Origin of the sequence: Streptomyces sp. NPDC005799, from assembly GCF_040630525.1 — a bacterium.
GTDB lineage: Bacteria > Actinomycetota > Actinomycetes > Streptomycetales > Streptomycetaceae > Streptomyces > Streptomyces griseorubiginosus_B.
Map to the genome: position 1 here is coordinate 57,483 of NZ_JBEXXQ010000055.1, position 17,990 is coordinate 75,472.

17 protein-coding genes and 4 pseudogenes are annotated in these 17,990 nt (G+C 71.3%); 12 read left to right on the top strand and 9 right to left on the bottom strand.

The window, feature by feature from the left end; genetic code table 11:
* The first annotated feature begins 35 nt into the window (after positions 1 to 35).
* Together ABZ453_RS39535 and ABZ453_RS39540 are read left to right on the top strand one after the other, a co-directional pair.
* Entirely contained in the window at positions 36 to 1,022 is a 987-nt protein-coding gene (locus tag ABZ453_RS39535; RefSeq protein ID WP_359023023.1) for a L,D-transpeptidase, read from the top strand.
* Positions 1,023 to 1,081: 59 nt separating this feature from the next.
* The gene (locus tag ABZ453_RS39540) at positions 1,082 to 2,053 is read left to right on the top strand and encodes a pyridoxal-phosphate dependent enzyme (protein ID WP_359023025.1); all 972 of its coding nucleotides are present in this window, start codon (positions 1,082 to 1,084) and stop codon (positions 2,051 to 2,053) included.
* Between the two features lie 39 nt (positions 2,054 to 2,092).
* Here the strand turns inward: ABZ453_RS39540 and ABZ453_RS39545 are convergent, their stop codons facing one another.
* Complete coding sequence (locus tag ABZ453_RS39545; protein WP_359023026.1) at positions 2,093 to 2,725, bottom strand: DUF1707 domain-containing protein; 633 nt, start codon at positions 2,723 to 2,725, stop codon at positions 2,093 to 2,095.
* Between the two features lie 237 nt (positions 2,726 to 2,962).
* On the bottom strand, positions 2,963 to 3,370 hold the full coding sequence (locus ABZ453_RS39550; protein ID WP_359023028.1) for a RidA family protein: 408 nt from the start codon (positions 3,368 to 3,370) through the stop codon (positions 2,963 to 2,965).
* A gap of 249 nt (positions 3,371 to 3,619) precedes the next feature.
* On the opposite strand from ABZ453_RS39550, the gene ABZ453_RS39555 reads away from it, so the two are divergent.
* Both ABZ453_RS39555 and ABZ453_RS39560 read left to right on the top strand, forming a co-directional pair.
* A complete protein-coding gene (locus ABZ453_RS39555) occupies positions 3,620 to 4,855 on the top strand; it encodes a GNAT family N-acetyltransferase (RefSeq protein WP_359023063.1) in 1,236 nt (411 codons plus the stop codon).
* Positions 4,856 to 4,970: 115 nt separating this feature from the next.
* Complete coding sequence (locus ABZ453_RS39560) at positions 4,971 to 5,495, top strand: ATP-binding protein (protein ID WP_359023030.1); 525 nt, start codon at positions 4,971 to 4,973, stop codon at positions 5,493 to 5,495.
* A gap of 29 nt (positions 5,496 to 5,524) precedes the next feature.
* Here ABZ453_RS39560 and ABZ453_RS39565 read toward each other — a convergent pair.
* Together ABZ453_RS39565 and ABZ453_RS39570 are read right to left on the bottom strand one after the other, a co-directional pair.
* Positions 5,525 to 5,962 (bottom strand): annotated as a pseudogene (locus ABZ453_RS39565) (MFS transporter); the annotation flags it as partial.
* 93 nt (positions 5,963 to 6,055) lie between these two features.
* A complete protein-coding gene (locus tag ABZ453_RS39570; RefSeq protein WP_359023032.1) occupies positions 6,056 to 7,963 on the bottom strand; it encodes a glycoside hydrolase family 15 protein in 1,908 nt (635 codons plus the stop codon).
* Between the two features lie 238 nt (positions 7,964 to 8,201).
* Between ABZ453_RS39570 and ABZ453_RS39575 the strand changes: the two genes are divergently transcribed.
* Positions 8,202 to 8,681, top strand: a complete 480-nt coding sequence (locus tag ABZ453_RS39575; RefSeq protein WP_359023035.1) for an ATP-binding protein — start codon at positions 8,202 to 8,204, stop codon at positions 8,679 to 8,681.
* 148 nt (positions 8,682 to 8,829) lie between these two features.
* The gene (locus ABZ453_RS39580) at positions 8,830 to 8,967 is read left to right on the top strand and encodes a hypothetical protein (protein ID WP_359023037.1); all 138 of its coding nucleotides are present in this window, start codon (positions 8,830 to 8,832) and stop codon (positions 8,965 to 8,967) included.
* A gap of 141 nt (positions 8,968 to 9,108) precedes the next feature.
* Here ABZ453_RS39580 and ABZ453_RS39585 read toward each other — a convergent pair whose 3' ends face one another.
* Entirely contained in the window at positions 9,109 to 9,336 is a 228-nt protein-coding gene (locus ABZ453_RS39585; RefSeq protein ID WP_359023039.1) for a hypothetical protein, read from the bottom strand.
* 388 nt (positions 9,337 to 9,724) lie between these two features.
* Between ABZ453_RS39585 and ABZ453_RS39590 the strand changes: the two genes are divergently transcribed.
* From ABZ453_RS39590 to ABZ453_RS39600, 3 genes are all read left to right on the top strand, one after another.
* A complete protein-coding gene (locus tag ABZ453_RS39590) occupies positions 9,725 to 10,693 on the top strand; it encodes a Dyp-type peroxidase (protein WP_359023041.1) in 969 nt (322 codons plus the stop codon).
* Between the two features lie 101 nt (positions 10,694 to 10,794).
* Positions 10,795 to 11,415 (top strand): hypothetical protein, encoded by a 621-nt coding sequence (locus ABZ453_RS39595; RefSeq protein ID WP_359023043.1) that lies wholly within the window; start codon positions 10,795 to 10,797, stop codon positions 11,413 to 11,415.
* Between the two features lie 346 nt (positions 11,416 to 11,761).
* Positions 11,762 to 12,820 (top strand): alpha/beta hydrolase, encoded by a 1,059-nt coding sequence (locus ABZ453_RS39600; protein ID WP_359023045.1) that lies wholly within the window; start codon positions 11,762 to 11,764, stop codon positions 12,818 to 12,820.
* Positions 12,821 to 12,863: 43 nt separating this feature from the next.
* Here ABZ453_RS39600 and ABZ453_RS39605 read toward each other — a convergent pair.
* Positions 12,864 to 13,003 (bottom strand): annotated as a pseudogene (locus ABZ453_RS39605) (glycoside hydrolase family 15 protein); the annotation flags it as partial.
* 323 nt (positions 13,004 to 13,326) lie between these two features.
* Between ABZ453_RS39605 and ABZ453_RS39610 the strand changes: the two are divergent.
* Complete coding sequence (locus ABZ453_RS39610) at positions 13,327 to 14,364, top strand: cation diffusion facilitator family transporter (RefSeq protein WP_359023047.1); 1,038 nt, start codon at positions 13,327 to 13,329, stop codon at positions 14,362 to 14,364.
* Between the two features lie 17 nt (positions 14,365 to 14,381).
* Here ABZ453_RS39610 and ABZ453_RS39615 read toward each other — a convergent pair whose 3' ends face one another.
* On the bottom strand, positions 14,382 to 16,307 hold the full coding sequence (locus ABZ453_RS39615) for an AfsR/SARP family transcriptional regulator (RefSeq protein ID WP_359023049.1): 1,926 nt from the start codon (positions 16,305 to 16,307) through the stop codon (positions 14,382 to 14,384).
* A gap of 128 nt (positions 16,308 to 16,435) precedes the next feature.
* Here ABZ453_RS39615 and ABZ453_RS39620 point away from each other — a divergent pair, with 128 nt between their 5' ends.
* A complete protein-coding gene (locus ABZ453_RS39620) occupies positions 16,436 to 17,314 on the top strand; it encodes an alpha/beta hydrolase (RefSeq protein WP_359023051.1) in 879 nt (292 codons plus the stop codon).
* 42 nt (positions 17,315 to 17,356) lie between these two features.
* Here ABZ453_RS39620 and ABZ453_RS39625 read toward each other — a convergent pair.
* A pseudogene (locus tag ABZ453_RS39625) lies at positions 17,357 to 17,542 on the bottom strand (AsnC family transcriptional regulator); the annotation flags it as partial.
* Positions 17,543 to 17,675: 133 nt separating this feature from the next.
* Between ABZ453_RS39625 and ABZ453_RS39630 the strand changes: the two are divergent.
* Entirely contained in the window at positions 17,676 to 17,894 is a 219-nt protein-coding gene (locus ABZ453_RS39630) for a hypothetical protein (RefSeq protein WP_359023053.1), read from the top strand.
* A 1-nt stretch (position 17,895) separates the two neighbouring features.
* Here the strand turns inward: ABZ453_RS39630 and ABZ453_RS39635 are convergent.
* Positions 17,896 to 17,990: pseudogene (locus tag ABZ453_RS39635) on the bottom strand (carbohydrate ABC transporter permease); the annotation flags it as partial.

Consider the following 17,990-nt stretch of genomic DNA (forward strand, 5'->3'; position numbering starts at 1 on the left):
GCAGGGGCTGGGCAGTGGAGAGAACGGGACAGGTCGTGGGACGGCGCACAAGTGGCATAGGGATCGCACTCGTCACGGTCGCGACGCTCGTCGGTGCGAGCGCCTGCGGCGCGGGCGGCAGTGACAAGGCGAGCGGCACCGACGCGAAGGCGTCGGAGAAGGCGAGCGCGAGTGCCTCGCCGACGCCGACGAAGCCCGCGGGCCCGCCGATGCTGCTGGACACGATCACCCCGCAGACGGGCACCACGGTCGGCGTGGCCATGCCGATCTCGGTGATTTTCACGAACCCGGTCGCGGAGAAGGCCCGGGCCACGGTCGAGCAGCACATGAAGGTCAGCGCCTCCCAGCCCGTGGCCGGCGCCTGGCACTGGATGGGCGACCGGCGCGCCGACTGGCGGCCCAAGACCTTCTGGCCCTCGGGTACGAAGGTGAAGATCGACGCCGACCTCGAGGGCGTCAGCAACGGCAACGGACGCTACGGCGTGCACGGCTACACGCACACCTTCACTGTTGGCGACGACGTCCGCGCGGACGTCTCCGTCACCGGCCACACCATGAAGGTCACCCGCAACGGCAAGCTGGTGCGCACCCTGTCCATCAACGCGGGCAGCGCCCAGTACCCGACGTGGGACGGCACGATGGCCGTCATCGACAAGCAGGAGAAGGTCCACATGACCTCCTGCAGCGTCGGCATCAGCTGCGACAAGGGCAGCCCCAACTACTACGATCTGACACTGCCCTGGGACGTGCACCTGACCCAGTCCGGCACGTACGTGCACTACTCGACCGGCGACCCCTATCCGGGCAGCGGCAGCGCCCGCGGCTCGCACGGCTGCGTCCACCTGTCCATGGCGGACGCCAAGTGGTTCTACGGCCAGATCAAGCAGGGCGACCCCGTCACCATCACCGGCTCGCCCCGCGGCAACGCCCCGGCCGACAACGGCTACGCCGACTTCAACCTCTCCTGGAGCCAGTGGCTCGCGGGCAGCGGGGCCGGGGAGCAGACGACCGCGACGCTGTGACCCGGCGCGCACACCGGTGACGGTCGTCGTCCACACCGTCACCGGTACGCTGCTGCGTCGTGCGGCAGACACGACTCGACACCGCCCGGATCCGGGCGGCCCGCCGGGTGATCGACCCGGTGTTCCTCGACACGCCGCTGTACCGCTGCGAGGCGCTGGAGCCGCACCTCGGCTGCGCGGTGAGCGTCAAGCTGGAGACGGCGAACCCCGTCCGCAGCTTCAAGGCACGCGGCACCGAGGTGGTCGCGAGCCGGCTCGCCGAGCACGGTCCGCGGGCCGTGGTGTGCGCCAGCGCGGGCAATCTCGGCCAGGCGCTCGCCTGGTCCGGCCGTGGGCGGGGCCTCGACGTCACCGTCGTGGCATCGCGCTTCGCGACCGTGGCCAAGCTCGATCGCATCCGCGCGCTGGGCGCCAGGCTGGAACTGGTGGACGGCGACCACGAGGCGGCACGCGAGCGGGCGGCGGCCGTCGCGCGGCACGAGGGCATCCGGCTCGTCGAGGACAGCCTGGACCTCGAGACCTGCGAGGGCGCGGCGACCATCGGCCTGGAACTCGTGGACGCCGAGCCGTCGTTCGACGCCGTCCTGATCGCACTCGGCGGCGGGGCGCTCGCCACCGGTGTGGGGCACGTGGTCAAGGACCTGGCGCCCGGGACCGAGGTGATCTGCGTCCAGCCGCTGGGCGCGCCGGCGATGACCCGCTCCTGGCACAGCCGGCGCGTGGTCACCACCGACTCGACCGACACGATCGCCGACGGTGTCGCGGGCCGGTACCCCATCCCGGTCGTCCTGGACGACCTCCTCCTGGTCGCCGATGACGCCCTGCTGGTCGAGGAGGCGTCGATCGTCGCCGGCATGCGGATGCTCCTCCACCACGCCGGCCTCGTCGTCGAACCGTCGGCGGCGCTCGGCGTCGCGGCGCTCCTGGAGAACCGGGACCGCTTCGCCGGCCGGCACGTGGTGACCGTCATCTGCGGCAGCAACGTCGACATGGACGCGTACCACCGCTGGGTCGGTCGGGTTTCCCTCTGACGTCGTGCCGACGCCGTCCGCCGCTCCGGCGGGAGCGGATCAAGCGCCTGCGGCAGGGGGCGTGGGCCTGCGCAGCAGCCACTGGCCGAAGGTCCGCCGAGGGGGCCGCACCACCACGCGGCCGTGCGCCTTCTGACCGACCAGCTCCACGCGCAGGGTGACCGGAGCGTCCTGATCCGCAGGAGCCCGACGGTACTTGAGCTTGCTGTGGAGCAGTCGCAGGCCGTCGGTGTCGACGACGACGCCCGGCCTCGTGATCAGCGTCAGGGTCTTCCCCGCCGTCTCCAGGTCGATCCGCAAGGTGTCGTGCGTGATCACGGCCTCGGTGAAGTCGAGCGTCACATCGCACCAGTACACGGCGAGTTCCATTTTCCGCGGTACCACCCAGCGCCCCACGCGTTCGATCGCGCCGCTGTGCACCTGCTCGATCCGGACCACGTCCTTGGCCGCCGCCTCGGCCGACGCGTTCGGCAGGTCGGCGGTGAGCGCGGACAGTTCGCCCAGGGTCCGTGCCGACAGGGCGACCTCCAGACGCTCGTCCAACTCGTCCGAGGTCAGCAGGCCGTCCCCGGCCGCGATGCGCAGCACGTCCACCACGCGGTCCCGGTCCGCGTGGGAGGCTCGCAGCTCGGGCGGCGACCCGAGGTCGGAGCCCTTTGGGGTGGGCGACATCTCTCCCGACATGCTTCCGTCCTGGTCCTGTCGAACGTCATCCGACGTCTTGGTGCGACGCGAGCAGCGACGCGACGAGAAGACTAACGCTATATCGCGACATGGACCCCGGCCGGGTGCCGCCCCGGAGGGGCCGGTGGCCGGTGGTGACTCACGGCGTACGACATCCATCATGCCGAGGCGTGGTCGGGACAACAACCGGGCCCCGAGGGCCAGTTGCTCAGGGCCGGCACATGCTCAGTCGAGGACCGCGGTCGCCTCGATCTCGACCAGGTGCTCGGGGACGTCCAGCGCCGCGACCCCGATCAGTGTGGTCGGCGGGGCCGGGGTGACCCCGAGCCTCGCGGTGGCCCGCGAGATGCCGTCCAGGAGTTGGGGCATCTTGTCGGGGTTCCAGTCGACGACGTAGAAGGTCAGCTTCGCCACGTCGTCGAAGGAGCCCCCGGCTTGGGCCAGAGCGGCGGCGACGTTGAGATAGCCGTGCTCGACCTGCGCGACGAGATCCCCCTTGCCGACGGTCGTCCCCTCGGCGTCCCAGGCGACCTGCCCGGCGACGAAGACCAGCCGCGAACCGGAGGCGATCGCCACCTGATGGTAGACGTCGATCTTCGGCAGCCCTTCGGGGTTCCTGAGAGTGATGGCCATGCCGTCCGCCTTTCATGTCAGACCTTCGTGGTCTCTATCGGTTACTCGAAAACCATAGGAGAGTGATGGCTGACGTGGAAGAACGCACTTTTCGGTGACTGGGTAACCCGATGGTGACCACCGTGCGCGACCGAGGCCGACCGGCACCGGCTACCGACGTAATTCGCTTGACCCGGGCACGGGTTGACGCGGCATGGTGGCGTGGCATCACACATCGTGGTGGCGGTGGCCAGGGGAGGCAGCGGCAGCATGGAGATCCGTTCCACGACCGACCAGGACCTCGAGGTCTTCGTCGACACCATGTACGCCGCGTTCGGACGCTTCCCGGACACCCCGAACGAGGCCGGTGGCGGGGTCTGGTGGTCGGCGCTCGAGATGGACCGCAACCTGCTCGCCGTCACCGCCGAGGGGCTCCCCGTCGGCACCGCCGGCGCGTACTCCTTCGAACTCACCCTGCCCGGGGAGGTCCTCGTGCCGGCCGCCGGTGTGACCGCCGTCGGCGTCCTGCCCTCGCACCGACGCCAGGGCGTCCTCACCGCGATGATGCGGCATCAGCTCGCCGAACTGAGGGCCCGGGGCGAGTTCCTGTCGGTGCTGCTGGCCTCCGAGGCGCTGATCTACCGCCGGTTCGGATACGGATCCGCCACCTACACCCAGCGGCTGACGGTGCCACGCCACCGGGGCGCCCTCGCCCCCGCGCGGGCACGCGCGAGGGCCGACTCCCCGGCGGGCGTCTCCGGCACCGGCACGGTCGAGGTGCTGCGACGGGCCGTGTGCGGCGAACTCCTCGAAGAGGTGTACGACCGCTACCGCCGCGCCCAGTCCGGCGCGCTGTCCCGGCCGCACCGCTGGTGGGCCTTGGGCGCCGGTCAGCCACCGATCTCTCCCGCGCCGCGTTACCTCGCCGTCCACCGGGACGCCGACGGTGTCGCGGACGGATACGCCAGCTACTCGCTCACCGATCCGGCCACCTTGACGGTCGACGAGATCATCACAGGTGACGACGCCGTCTTCACCGCCCTGGCCCGGTTCCTGCTCGGCCACGACCTGGTCACCGAGGTGGTGTTCAAGCACGTCCCGCCGGAGCATCCGCTGCGCTGGCAGCTCCAGGACTTCCGGGCCGGCCAGGTCGGCGACCACACCGACTGGCTCTGGGTGCGGCTGCTGGACATACCGCGTGCGCTGACCGCGCGCGGCTGGTTCACCGACGGCGAGCTCGTCCTCGACGTCACCGACGAGTTCCTCGGCGAGCAAGGCCGCCATCTGCTGACCGTCCGGGACAGCAAGGCCGAATGCGTCCCGACGGACCGGGAGCCGGACCTGTCCCTGGACGTCAGCGACCTCGGCTCGCTCTACCTCGGCGGCACCACCCCGAGCACCCTCGTGCGCGCCGGACACATCCGGGCCCACCACCCTGACGCGGCTACCCGGGCGGACGCCCTCTTCCGCGCCGACCGCGCCCCGCACTGCCTGCACTGGTTCTGACCGTCGCCACGACGTCACTCCCGGCGGATCGTGTGGGGCCGTGTACGTGGCCCGTGCACGGGTAGCCGCAAGAGCGGCAATCGGTCACGAGTGGTGAACAACGAAAGAGCTCCACATGGTCATCCCGCTTATGAAGCAGGCGGAGGATGAGCCGGGCTGGAACGAGCACGCCACGCTGCGTTACGCCGCAGCGTGGGGCCCGACCACGGCCCGCGCCGCCCAGGCACGCCGCGACCTGCGCACCATCCTCGCCCATGTCCCGCGCGCCGGCCGCGCACCCGTTCCCGCGTCCCGGGCCATGGACGCCGAACTCGTCGTCAGCGAACTCGTCACCAACGTGCTGCGGCACGCACCCGGCCCCTGCGCGCTCACGGTGCAGCTGACCAGCACACACCTGGCCATCAGCCTGTACGACACCTCGCCGCAGGCTCCGACGGTCAGGCCCCCCGACCGCGGCCGCGTCGGCGGACACGGACTGCACCTGGTGCACTCGGTCAGTGACGAGGTCGTCGTCACTCCCCGCGGCAGAGGCAAGGAGATCACCGCCCACCTGCGGCTGGTCACGGGCGACGAGCCCGGCAGGGCCGACAGGACGGTGTTGTCCTCGTCCGTCTCGGGCCGGACACAGCAGACCTCGTGATCAGTGGCTCGCCGGTGAGGCGGGCCGGGCCGGCTGCCGGTCGTCGGCGGCCGTGGCCTCGGGAGGCGGGTCGCTGCGGCCAGGCCGATGAGGGCCGTGACGGCGAGGGTGATCATCCATGTGGCGTAGGCGCCTTTGGCGAGGCCGGAGACCAGGATCGTGCCGGCGATGGCGGTGCCGAAGGAGGAGCCGAGATGGGAGACACTGCGGGACAGGCCCGAGATCTCGCCCTGTCGGTCCTCGGGGAAGCTGGACCGGACGACGTTGACCGAGGGGGTCGGCATCCCGCCGAGGCCCAGGCCGATGAGGAGCAGCCCGGGGACGTAGGCCCAGGCGGTGGTGTACGCGGCGGCCAGCGCGATCAGCAGGGCCACACCGGCGATGGCGACGACCAAGTCGGCCATGATCAGGGTGCGCTGGGGGTGCAGCTTCGCGAGTCGTACGGCGGACAGCGACGAGATGAGCAGCGTTCATGTTGGAGCCGGCGAAGCTGCAGATGCGCGAGGGCGAGGGCGGCGAGCACCCTGTTGTGCCCCGGCGACCGAGCCGCCGCGGCCGTCTCAGCCACCGGTGCCGCCCGCGTCCGCGTGGGGCACCGTGAGGCCATGGGTCACGGGGTGGCCGCCGTCGCCGTGACGGGGTCCGGTCTTGGCCTTCTCGAGTTCCTCGTCGAGTGCCATGGCCGCGGTGACCAGGGCGAGATGGGTGAACGCCTGCGGGAAGTTGCCGAGTTGCTCGCCCGAGGGTCCGATCTCCTCCGCGAACAGGCCGACGTGGTTGGCGTAGGTCAGCATCTTGTCGAAGGCGTACCGGGCCTGGTTGAGCCTGCCGCTGCGGGCGAGTGCCTCGACGTAGAAGAAGCTGCACAGGTTGAAGGTGCCCTCCGAACCGCGCAGGCCGTCAGGGGAGGCCGCCGGGTTGTACCGGTAGACCAGGCTGTCGCTGACGAGTTCCTCGTCCATGGCGTCGAGGGTGCTGAGCCAGTCGGGGTCGTGGGGCGAGACGAAGCCGACCCTCGGCATCAGCAGCAGTGAGGCGTCCAGGACGTCGGTGTCGTAGTGCTGCACGAAGGCCTGGCGCTTGTCGTGCCAGCCGCGCTCGACGATCTGACGGAAGACGGCGTCCCGTGCGCCGGTCCAGCGGGCGATGTCGGCGGGGCGGGAGAACGCGGCGGAGGCGCGGACGCCGCGGTCGAACGCCACCCAGGTCATCAGCCGGCTGTAGGTGAAGTCCTGCCGTCCGCCACGGGTCTCCCAGATCCCCTCGTCGGGCTGGTCCCAGTGCTCGGCGAGCCAGTCCAGGACCTCGCTCAGCGCATGCCAGCCGCGGATCGCGCCGATGTCCCCGCCGACGATCAGCGCGTCGGAGGCCTCGCCGTAGATGTCGAGCTGGAGCTGGTCCGCCGCCGCGTTGCCCGCTCGCACCGGTCGGGAGCCCCGGTAGCCCTCCAGATGGTCGAGGGTCTCCTCGGACAGATGGGGGTCGCCGTCGATCCGGTACATGATCTGCAGCGGGTCGCCCGAGCTCCGATCCCTGGTCTCGATGCGCTCGCGCAGCCAGCGGCGGAAGGCGTACGCCTCGTCCTCGAAGCCCAGGTCGATCAGCGCGCGCACGGACAGCGACGCGTCACGGATCCAGGTGTAGCGGTAGTCCCAGTTGCGTTCACCGCCGATCTGCTCGGGCAGTCCCATGGTGGCGGCGGCGATGGGGGCGCCGGTCGGCGCGTACGTCAGCAGCTTGAGCGTGATCGCCGAGCGGTTCACGATGTCCTGCCAGCGGCCCCGGTAGGTGCACGAGCGCAGCCACGACAGCCAGAAGGTGCGGCACGTCTCCATGGCGTCCGCGACCCCCTCCAGCGTGGGCACGGGCGGAGCGGGAGACCCGCCGGGCGCGCTGGTGAGCACCACGGCGGCGGCCTGGTCGGCGAGCAAGGTGAAGCGTGCGCTGACGTCGTCGCCGTCCTCGTGGAAGGCGATGCCGGCGGTGGACTGCAGATGCAGGTCCGCGCCCGGGCCGTGGAAGACGGCGGAGTGCTCGTCGGGGAGCGAGAGGGTGTGTGTGCCGCGGCCGTAGTCGAAGCGCGGCTGGCAGGTGAGGGCGAAGGGCAGCCGGCCCCGGACAACCCGCACCACCCGCACCAGCTGATGGACGTCGGTCGGTGTCTTGGACGGGTTCGGCACCATGAAGTCGGCGACCTCGCCCACTCCGTCGGGAGCCATGAAGCGGGTGACCAGGATGGCCGTGTCGGACAGGTACAGCTGTCGTACGGTCATGGCGTTCCCGTCCGGGAACTCCGCGGCCAGGTGGCAGTGTCCGCCGCGTTCGCCGTCCAGGAGGGAGGCGAAGACGCTGGGTGAGTCGAAGCGAGGCGTGCACCACCAGTCGATGGTTCCGCCGGACGACACCAGGGCGGCGGTCTGGAGGTCGCCGACCATGCCGTGTTCCGCGATGGGCGGGTACCGGTTCACGTGATCCCCCTGCCGGGTCCGGGACGCCGTGGCGGCAGGGCGGGAGCCGCCACAGATCTGTGCGCGACAAGTCTTCGGCCGGGGCGCGCCGGGGACATCACCCACCGCGGGTGAAAGCGCGCCGTGGCCCGGTGGGGGCGATCACCTGAAGTAGATTTCGCCTATATGACGAATGTGGTGATGCGCCCGGGGTAGATGGGGTGAGCAAGCGGCGCTTCGGACGTGAGGCGGACTGTGCATGGAGCTGCCTGGGCAGAACGAGGAGGGTCCGCAACCCCTGCTGGAGCGTCGGATCTCCGCCGCCGTCGCCTTCGAGGGCCACGAGGAGATCGCCGAAGCCCGCGACCTGGCCCGCTCTTTCCTCGTCGACCTCCAGGACAGGCACGGCCTGACGGTCTCGCCCCGCGCCGTCGGCGCCGTCCAGCTCGTGGTGAGCGAGCTCGTGACCAACGCCCACAAGTACGCTCCGGGCCCGTGCCTGCTGACGCTGGAGGTCGGCGACGGGGCGGTGGAGGTGACGGTGTGGGACAGCGAACCGCAGCTGCCGCTCGTCCAGGCCACGGATCCGGGCCGGGTCGGCCAGCACGGCCTGGAGATCGTGACGGCCCTGTGCCGGAGCCTCGAAATGCACCGCGAACCCGTGGGCAAGCGGATCATGGCGGCCGTGCTGCTGACCGAGAACGCGGTGGGCGACGTGGCCGGCGATCAGGTCGGCTGACCTCGCGTCACTCCTGCCCGCCCGGCTGTACCTGACCGCCGGCATCAACCGCGTCGCCGTCAGCCCCAACGGCGGCACCACGCTCACCCTCAGCGACCTCAAGGCGGACGGCTCCGGTGACACCAACGTCGAGTCCCGCACCGCCCAGTTGTCGGTCAACGGCGGTACGGCCGCCACACTCACCTTCCGCAACACCTACAGCTGGAACGACTACTGGACCCTGCCGACCACCGTCACTCTCAACTCCGGCAGCAACAATCTGCAGTTCTCCAACTCCTCTTTCTGAACAGCGGACTTGGACTACGTCGAAGGCGCCCCGGTCAACGGCTGAGCCGCCGAAGTGAGTTGGTCGGGAAGGGCTGCTCAACCTCCCCAGGTCACAGCCCTTCCCGACCGCCAGGCGCACGTCTACCCCCACCTCACGGGGCTACACCCGCCTTCTTGTGCGGCGGTGTTCGTACAGCGTCGGCCACAGCACGACGAGGACGAGCAGCCAGACGACGGACGCCGTCGGGACGGTGGCCCCGAACCCCGCCAGGAGCAGCGGCAGCGCGCAGCACGGCAGGGCGACGGACAACAGCCAGCGGCGTTCCCGGCCCGCCCGGGGCAGCCAGGCGAGTCGCTGAGCAGGAAGTGTCCGGCCAGGGCCGAGCACAGCAGCCGGCGGTTCGCGTCGGGCAGCGTGTCGAGGTGCTCGACCGCGGCGCCCAGGTCGGCCGCCGGCGCCGCGAGGCAGCCGCACACCAGACAGTGCAACGGCAGGGCCGCACGCCGCTCCTCCTCCGAGGCAGGCCGTGGAGCCGGAGGGGACGAAGCGTCACTCACAGCACTCCTCCGCCCGGTGTCGGCCGCCGCCACGCTGCGCTGTCGCGACAGTGCCGGATCACTCTCCCGCTTCCCCTCCGTCCGGCTGCGGTGGCGACCTCCGGGTCATAGAGTCGGCGGGGAGCGAGGAGGCCCTGCCCCCGACGCCTCCGTTCCGGCCGAAGACGTGGTGTGCGTCCGCCGCCGAACCGCAGACGACGACGGGAAGGGAGCCGCGCATGGCACACGACGCCTCGGCACCGACTCCGCAGATGGTGCTGTCCCCTCTCACCAGCGCGTCGATCTTCCTGGTCGCCACGATCGACCCGGGTGGTGAGGCCGTCACCCGGGACGTGCTGTCCCAGGTGAGTTCCCTGCAGCGTGCCGTCGGCTTCCGCGCCGAGCCGGAGGGCAGGCTCAGCTGCGTCACCGGAATCGGCTCTCAGGCCTGGGACCGTCTCTTCTCAGGCCCCCGCCCGGCCGAGCTGCACCCCTTCCGCGAGCTGCACGGACCCGTGCACCACGCCGTGGCCACACCCGGTGACCTGCTCTTCCACCTGCGCGCCACACGGCTGGACCTGTGCTTCGCGCTCGCCACGGAGATCATGGCCCGGCTCGGCGAGGCGGTGACCGTACGGGACGAGGTGCACGGCTTCCAGTACCTCGACAAACGCGATCTGCTGGGCTTCGTCGACGGCACGGAGAACCCCGTCGGAGCCGGAGCGGGCGCCGCCGTCCTGGTCGGGGACGAGGACCCGGAGTTCGCGGGCGGGAGTTACGTCGTCGTGCAGAAATACGTGCACGACCTCGACGCGTGGAACGCCCTCCCCGTCGAGGCGCAGGAGAAGATCATCGGCCGGACGAAGCTGAACGACATCGAGCTGGACGACGACGTCAAGCCGGCCGACTCGCACACCGCCCTGGCCAAGGTGACCGACGCCGACGGCACGGAGCACGAGATCCTCCGCGACAACATGCCCTTCGGCACCGTCGGCCGGGGCGAGTTCGGCACCTACTTCATCGGCTACGCCCGTACGCCCAGGGTCACGGAGACGATGCTGGAGCGTATGTTCCTGGGCACCCCGGACGCGCCGCACGACCGGATCCTGGACTTCTCCACCGCCCTGACCGGGACCCTCTTCCACGTCCCCACGGCGGACTTCCTGGAGGACCTGCCCGAACCGCCCGACACCGAGCACTTCCGCTGAACACCTTCGAGTGAACCGCGTGATCCACGGCAACCTCAGGCGTTCCCCTGCGAGTCACATACCTCGCATTCAGCAGATCTGTATCTGACTCAGGGGGAACCATGAGCAACCAGCAGTACCCGCCGCAGCAACCCGGCTGGGGCGGTCCTCAGCAGCCCTACGGCCAGCCGCCGTTCCCGCCGCAGCCGCCGAAGAAGACCGGCGTGGGAAGGATCCTCGGGTTCGGCTGCCTCGGCGTCATCGGTCTGGTGGTGGTGATCGGTGTCGTCGCGGCGGTCCTGGGCGGCGGCTCCGGCTCGAAGAACTCCAGCGGTTCCGGCCAGGCCAAGGCCACGGCGTCCGCGTCGACGGGCGGGAAGCCGGCGGGCGACACCGGCACGAGCAGTGGGCAGAAGACCGGTGACACGAAGAAGACCGGCGGCAAGGTCGTCACCTTCAAGGTGTGGGGAACCGCACCCGCCGGCGCGCTCGGATCGCTGGACATCAGCTACGGCTCCGACTCCGACACCCGGAAGGGCACCTTCAAGAACGGCGAGTTCAAGGCCACGCTGCCGCTGCACAAGGACGCGATGTACTACACCGTGACGGCCCAGCTCCAGGGTTCCGGCGACATCAACTGTTCGGTGACGGTCGACGGCCACACGAAGAAGGGGCACGCGTCCGGCGGGTACAACATCTGCGACGCCCAGCTCAGTTCGGGCTTCCTCGGCGGCTGGAACTGACGACGCCCACTCCACCCGCTCGGTGACCGCCCCTCCCGACGAAGTGGGCCCGCGGCGTGGAGTTGGGCCCGAGCCGTCCGCCCGACCCTGAGCGAAAGGCCGTGTCGCTCAGGGCTTCCGCGCCGGGAGCACCGCCCGCACCTGCCAGCCCACGCCGCCCCGCGGTGCCGCCCCGCTGCGCAAGGTGACGGCGGCCCGGCCCGGACGGCGGACTGAACGCGAGGGTCTCGGGGACGGGCCTTTACGCCCACGGGAGTACGCGAGGTGACGACCTGCGGTGGATGATCCCCATCCCCGACGGGGCGATGCTGTGGAGCGGAGGTCAGGGAGAGAAGGGAAAGCGTACGTGGATGTCGAACCCCGGCCGGTGGACACCGACGGCGCGGAGAGCACACCCGTGCGGGGCCGGTCACGGCTCAGGCGGTGGGTGCGGCGCGCGGTGATCGCCTGCACCGTTCTGCTGGCCGTCGTCACCACGGCGTCGCTGGTGTTCAACGCGTTCACGGCGGGGCGGGCCGCGCCTCCGCAGGGGCTGCGGTACGTCCAGGCGGCCGATGTCCGCACCCGGTACCGGACCTGGGGCACGAGCGGCTCGCCGGTCGTCCTCGTCCACGGTGCCTTCGAGCAGGCGGACACCTGGTCACGCCTCGCCCCGCTCCTCGCCCGCGATCACCGCGTCTACGCGCTGGACCTGACCGGAGACGGCTACAGCCAACGCCGTGGCCCCTACACCGTCGACCACTTCACCCGCCAGCTGTTGGGCTTCCTCGACGCCCTGAACCTGGGCGGGCCGGGTGAACGCCCCCTGCTGGTGGGCCACTCCAGCGGGGCCGCGGTCGTCACGGAGGCGGCCCTGCGCGCCCCGGGCCGGCTCGCCGGCGTCCTGCTGCTCGACGGGGACGCCCTGAACACCGGCGCCGGTCCGCCGTCCGCCTTCAAGTACGTGCTGATCGACCCCTATCGCACCAGCCTGCTGCGCCTCGGCCTCGGCGTCGACTGGCTCATCCGTTCCTTCTACGACGCCCAGTGCGGGCCGGCCTGTCCGCGGCTGGACGAGGCCGGAGTGGACGAGTGGCGGCGGCCGTTGCGGGTGCCGGGGGCGGAGACCGCGCTGTGGGACATGCTCGGCCAGGGCGTGCCGGGCCTGCCCGCGGATCAGGTATCCCGTCTCGCCGCCGTCCACATTCCCAAGTCCGTCGTCTTCGGCGCCCGGGACGAGGTGTTCAGCAGGCAGACCCCGCGGCAGACCGCCCGTCGCATCGGCGCACCCGCGCCCACCCTCATCCCCGGAGCCCGCCACCTCACCATGATCTCCAGCCCCCGCCAGGTCGCGGCAGCCGTGGAAGCCCTCGCGCACACCCGAGCCGCCGCGTCCTGGGCAACAGGCGGTCCGGGTCGGCTGTAACCGCTCGCCGAGAACGGCCGTCGACCCGGTGCGCCGTCCTGCCTCAGCGCTCGCTGCCGGAGGCGTCCTTCAGCCGTGCCGCGCACTCCAGCAACAGCGCGTGGACGAAGGCCCCTGGGGCAGGTTGCCGCGCAACTGGCGCTGTCGTACGTCGTATTCCTCCGCGACCAGCCCGGACGGGCCGCGAGCCGGCCCGTCCGGGACGGCCGAGCGCCGGCGGCAGCCCTGCCCGGTGCGCGCGGCGGGCCTCCCAGGAAGAACCGCGGCCGCGCGTCCTTGTGCACCCAGCGATACGCGCCACCGCGACAGGCCCGCGCGCCACCGGGCAAGGCTGCCAGGACGAGGAGTGACCCGACTGCCATCCCCACCGAGACGCCCCGCGTTCCCCCAGGTCAGCGACATCTTATCGATGATGACAACGGTCACCGGTGCAGCCTTTGGTGATTCACTCCACCATGCGTTTCACTGCGGCGAGGACACCCGCCGCGAGGGGGAAGGCGTACGACATGAGCGATCACGGCCACGGTCACGGGCCGGGGCACGACCACGAGGCCGGTGGGCACGGGCACGGCGGGCACTCCCACGGTGTGTCGGCGGACGCGGACCGCCGCTGGCTGGGCATCGCCCTGACCCTCATCGCGGCCTTCATGGCGGTCGAGGTCGTCGTCGGCGTCATCGCCGGTTCGCTGGCCCTGATCTCGGACGCGGCACACATGCTCACCGACGCCGCCTCGATCGTCCTCGCGCTGATCGCGATGCGCCTCGCCGCCCGCCCGGCCCGCGGCGGCTACACCTACGGCCTCAAGCGTGCCGAGATCCTCTCCGCCCAGGCCAACGGCCTGACCCTGCTCCTGCTGGGTGCCTGGCTGGCGTACGAGGCGGTACGGCGGCTGATCAGCCCGCCCGAGGTCGAGGGCGGCCTGATGCTCGCCACCGCCCTCACCGGCATCGCCGTGAACGTGGTCGCCACCTGGTGCATCTCCCGGGCCAACCGCAGCTCCCTCAACGTCGAGGGCGCCTACCAGCACATCCTCAACGACCTGTTCGCCTTCGTCGGCACCGCCGTCGCCGCCCTGATCGTCGTCCTCACCGGCTTCGACCGGGCCGACCCCATCGCCACCCTCGTGGTGGTCGCCCTCATGGTGAAGGCCGGCTACGGGCTGCTGCGCGAGTCCGGCCGCATCTTCCTGGAGGCCGCGCCCGCCGACATGGACCCGGACGCCGTCGGCGACCAGCTCGTCGCCCACCGTGCCGTCGTCGAGGTGCACGACCTGCACGTCTGGCAGATCACCTCCGGCCAGTCCGCGCTCTCCGCGCACGTCCTGGTCGAACCCGGCGGCGACTGTCACGCCGTCCGCCGCGACCTGGAGGACCTGCTGCGCCACGACTACGGCATCACGCACACCACGCTCCAGGTCGACCACCTCGGCGAGGGAGCCCGAGCCGGAACCCTGCTGCAGATCACCGCCCCCACGGCGGACGCCCCCGAACACTGCGACGACGCCCACGGCCCGGTCCACCGCCCGGGCCCGCACGACCACTGATCCGGGGCGCGGGCGGTTCAACGGGGCCGCAGGATGTCGTCCACGGGCCCGAACGTGACCATGGCGGTCACACCGCCCGCGATCTCGCCGCGCAGGGGCGACAGTGCCTCTCGCGACCGGGCGGCGAGTGAGTCGTCTGCGAGCAGAGTGGCCGTACGGGCGTTCACGGCCCACAGCGCGTCGTACAGGTGATCGGCAGGGGGTACGGGCAGGGCGGCGGCGGCTCGGTGGGCCGCCGTACGGTCGCCGCGGGCGAGGTCGAGGAGGGGCTGGACCCAGGGCCGGTACGGACCCCAGTCGAGGCCTGGGTCGGTCGGTGCGGGGCGCCGATGGCGGATGCGGACCGACAGCAGCGCGAGCGGGAACAGACCCGCCTCCACTCCGGGCATACCGGCCCCGGCGAGATCGGCGGCGAGGCCGCGATAGGCGTGAGCGACCTCCGCGGGGTCGCTCGATCGCGCCGCCAGCAGCATCGTCCGGAACCCGGCGTTGAGGACGTGGACAAGGGGTGTCTCGTGACGGTCGGCGAGCCGCTCCACGGCGACGACGTGGTGGTGCGCGGTCTCGGCGTCACCGCGGGCCGCGCAGACCTGGATCCGGATCAGACGGCCGAGGATCTCGAACAACGGGAGGTCGTGCCGCGTGGCGACGTCGATGAGCTCGCCGCCGATGCCGTCCCGTTCGGCGGTGCGTCCGGGACGCTGGAAGGACTGCACGAAACGGGCGTTGAGCGCGAGCACCAGCAGGCTCGGGTCGTGCAGCTCCCGGGCGAGACCTTCGGCCTCCGTCGCCGCCTCGGCGGCCCAGCGGTCCCGGCTCCCGCGATGTTCGAGCCCGATGGTGGCCAGCAGCCGTGCCCGCAGCGCGGCCGGCGCCTGCGGTCCGAGCCGCCGCAGCGTACGGCGGGTGGTCGTGACCAGCGCCTCGGCGCGTACGGCGTCGTCGGTGCGCGTCCAGACGGTGGGGACGTCGTACGCCGCGATGACGCGGGCGGTGAGAGCGGCATCGCCCGTCCGTTCCGCCTCCGCGACGGCCGCGGCGCGCTGCTCCTGGGCCAGGACCAGGTTGGTGCCCCCGGTGATCGCGGCGGCACCGGCGACGGTGCTCATCGTGCGCAGCCGCGTGTAGGTCCCCGTCGCCTCCGTGCGGGTGAGCAGGCGCCACCGATCCTCGTCCCGCGGCGCGGGCGTGAGATGGGGAGCCTGCCGGAGGATGTCCCGTTCGAGATGGTCGAGGCCGTCCGCCGAGGTGAGCCCGAACTGCTCCAGCAGCCGGGCTCGTGCGTCACGCAGCACCGCCAACGCGTCGACCTGGCGGCCGGCTTGATAGAGCGCGTGGGACAGCAGTCTCCAGGCATGCTCCCGCCAGGGGTGAGCGGCGGTGAAAGCCTCCAGCTCCGGGACGAGCGGAGCGCCTCGTCCGAGGTCGAGCACGGCCCGGGCCCGCAACTCGACGGCCTGAGAGTGCAGTTCGGCCAGTCGGGCACGCTCCGAGGTCAACCAGGGCGAGGAGTCGAGGTCTCCGTACGGCTCTCCCCGCCACCAGGTGAGCGCCTCGCCGAGCACGTCGACGACCTGGCCGTCGGGTACGTCGGTCACCGTGCGAAGGGTGTCCTCGAACCGGTGGGCGTCGATGTCTGTCCGCGGAACGCGCAGGGCGTATCCGCTGCCGACGGTCTCGATGACGGACGAACGGCCTCGCGGGGGACGGTCCGGCTCGAGGGCTCGGCGCACCTCGGCCACGAAGGTACGGATCGTCCCGGCCGCGGTGGACGGAGGGTCCGCCCAGAGATCGTCGGTCAGCACCGCCAGCGGGACGGCCCGGCCGCCGGCCGCGACCAGCCGGCCCAGCAGCTCACGGCGTCGACGACTGCCCACCCGCAGTGGGCGGCCCCCGGCATCCGTGACCTCGATCGGCCCGAGCACCCTGACCACGATCTTCATGCCTCCATTGTCATCGGCGATCGCTGACCCACTGCTGACCGGCCTCGCCGAGGCTCGTCTCGTCCCCGCATCGACCGGTGAGCCGCGGTGGCTCACGGTTGCGGACGCGGGAGAAGGAGACAGCACCGATGAGCATCGCCATCCCGGGGTTCGAGACCCGGTCGTACGCAGGGGCGGACGGGATCGAGCTGAACGCGGCGGTCGGCGGAAAGGGGCCGGCGATCGTCCTGCTCCACGGCTTTCCCCAGACGCATCTGATGTGGCGGCACGTCGCTCCCGCCCTGGCCGAGCAGCACACCGTGATCTGTCCCGATCTGCGCGGCTACGGCGCCAGTGGCAAACCGGAGGCGGTCTCCGAGGACACGTACGCGAAGCGGACGATGGCCGCGGACGTCGTCCATCTGGCCGACGCCCTGGGGTGCGAGCGGTTCGCCCTCGTCGGGCACGACCGAGGCGCGCACGTAGCCTTCCGGGCCGGTCTGGATCACCCCGACCGGGTCAGCCACCTGGGCCTGCTGGACATCGTCCCCACGCTGGACACCTGGAACGTCCTGCACGGGGTGGGCGCGGCGGTGGCCTTCCACCTCTATCTGATGGCGCAGCCGCCCGGTCTGCCCGAGCGGATGATCGCGGGCAGCGCCGACGCGTTCTTCGGCCACTTCCTCGACGTCTGGGCCGGCAGCCCCGACGCGATCCCGGCGGACGTGCGCGCCGAGTACCTGCGCGCCTGCCGGAACGCCGTACCGTCGATCGTCGCGGACTACCGCGCCACGGCGACCGTCGACATCGCACACGACCAGGCCGACCTCGACGCCGGTAACCGGCTCACGATGCCGGTGACGGTGATCCAGCAGGACTGGGGCCGGCAGCTGGGGTTCGACGCCACGGCGATCTGGCGTCCATGGACCACCGACCTCCAGCACTTCACCACCCGTGCGGGCCACTTCATGGCGGAGGAGGCGCCGGAGGACATCACCACGCTGATCCTGAGCCTGCTGAAGCGATGATCGCCGGCCCAGCCGTGCGGGGCGGAGCTACGGGGCCGGCGTCTCGTACGCCGCGAGGTCCGCGACGGCCACGCGCACGAAATGATCGGGGGTGCCGAACAGCCGCCGTAGCTCCAGGACCTCCTCGGCCCGGGCCGGCGTCTGCTCCACGCGCTGCGCCAGCTCCACATGGGTCAGCCGCCCGTCCCGCTCCAGCTCGGCAATGATTGCTTCATCGATCGCATCCACAGGCCATGGCTGCCGCGCCCCGGCGTCAGCAGATCGCCGCCGGGGTGCGGGACTCCCTCGCGGCAGGGCTCGGCATCTTCCCCTGTGCCTGTCCGCGTTCGCCGGCTCCCTGGAACTGCTGCTGGTCGGCACGGTGGCCGTGACCGTCCTGGTGGTCAACTTCCGGCACGTCTTCTACGCGTCGTCCTTCCCGCTGCACCCGGCCCGGCACCTCCTCGCCCGCCGCCTCCTCGCCGAAGAGACAGCCGATGCCCAGCACTTCGTACCTGATCGCCGTCCTGGCGATCGTCCTCACCCTCGCCCTGCCCTGCTCGGCATCGGCGTGTACGTCGTCCTGCTGAACGCCCTGTGACTCAGCCCTTGTTGGCGCCGAGGGTGAGGCCGCTGACGAACTGGCGTTGCAGGACGAAGTAGACGATGAGGGTGGGGATGGCGGTGAGGAGGGCGC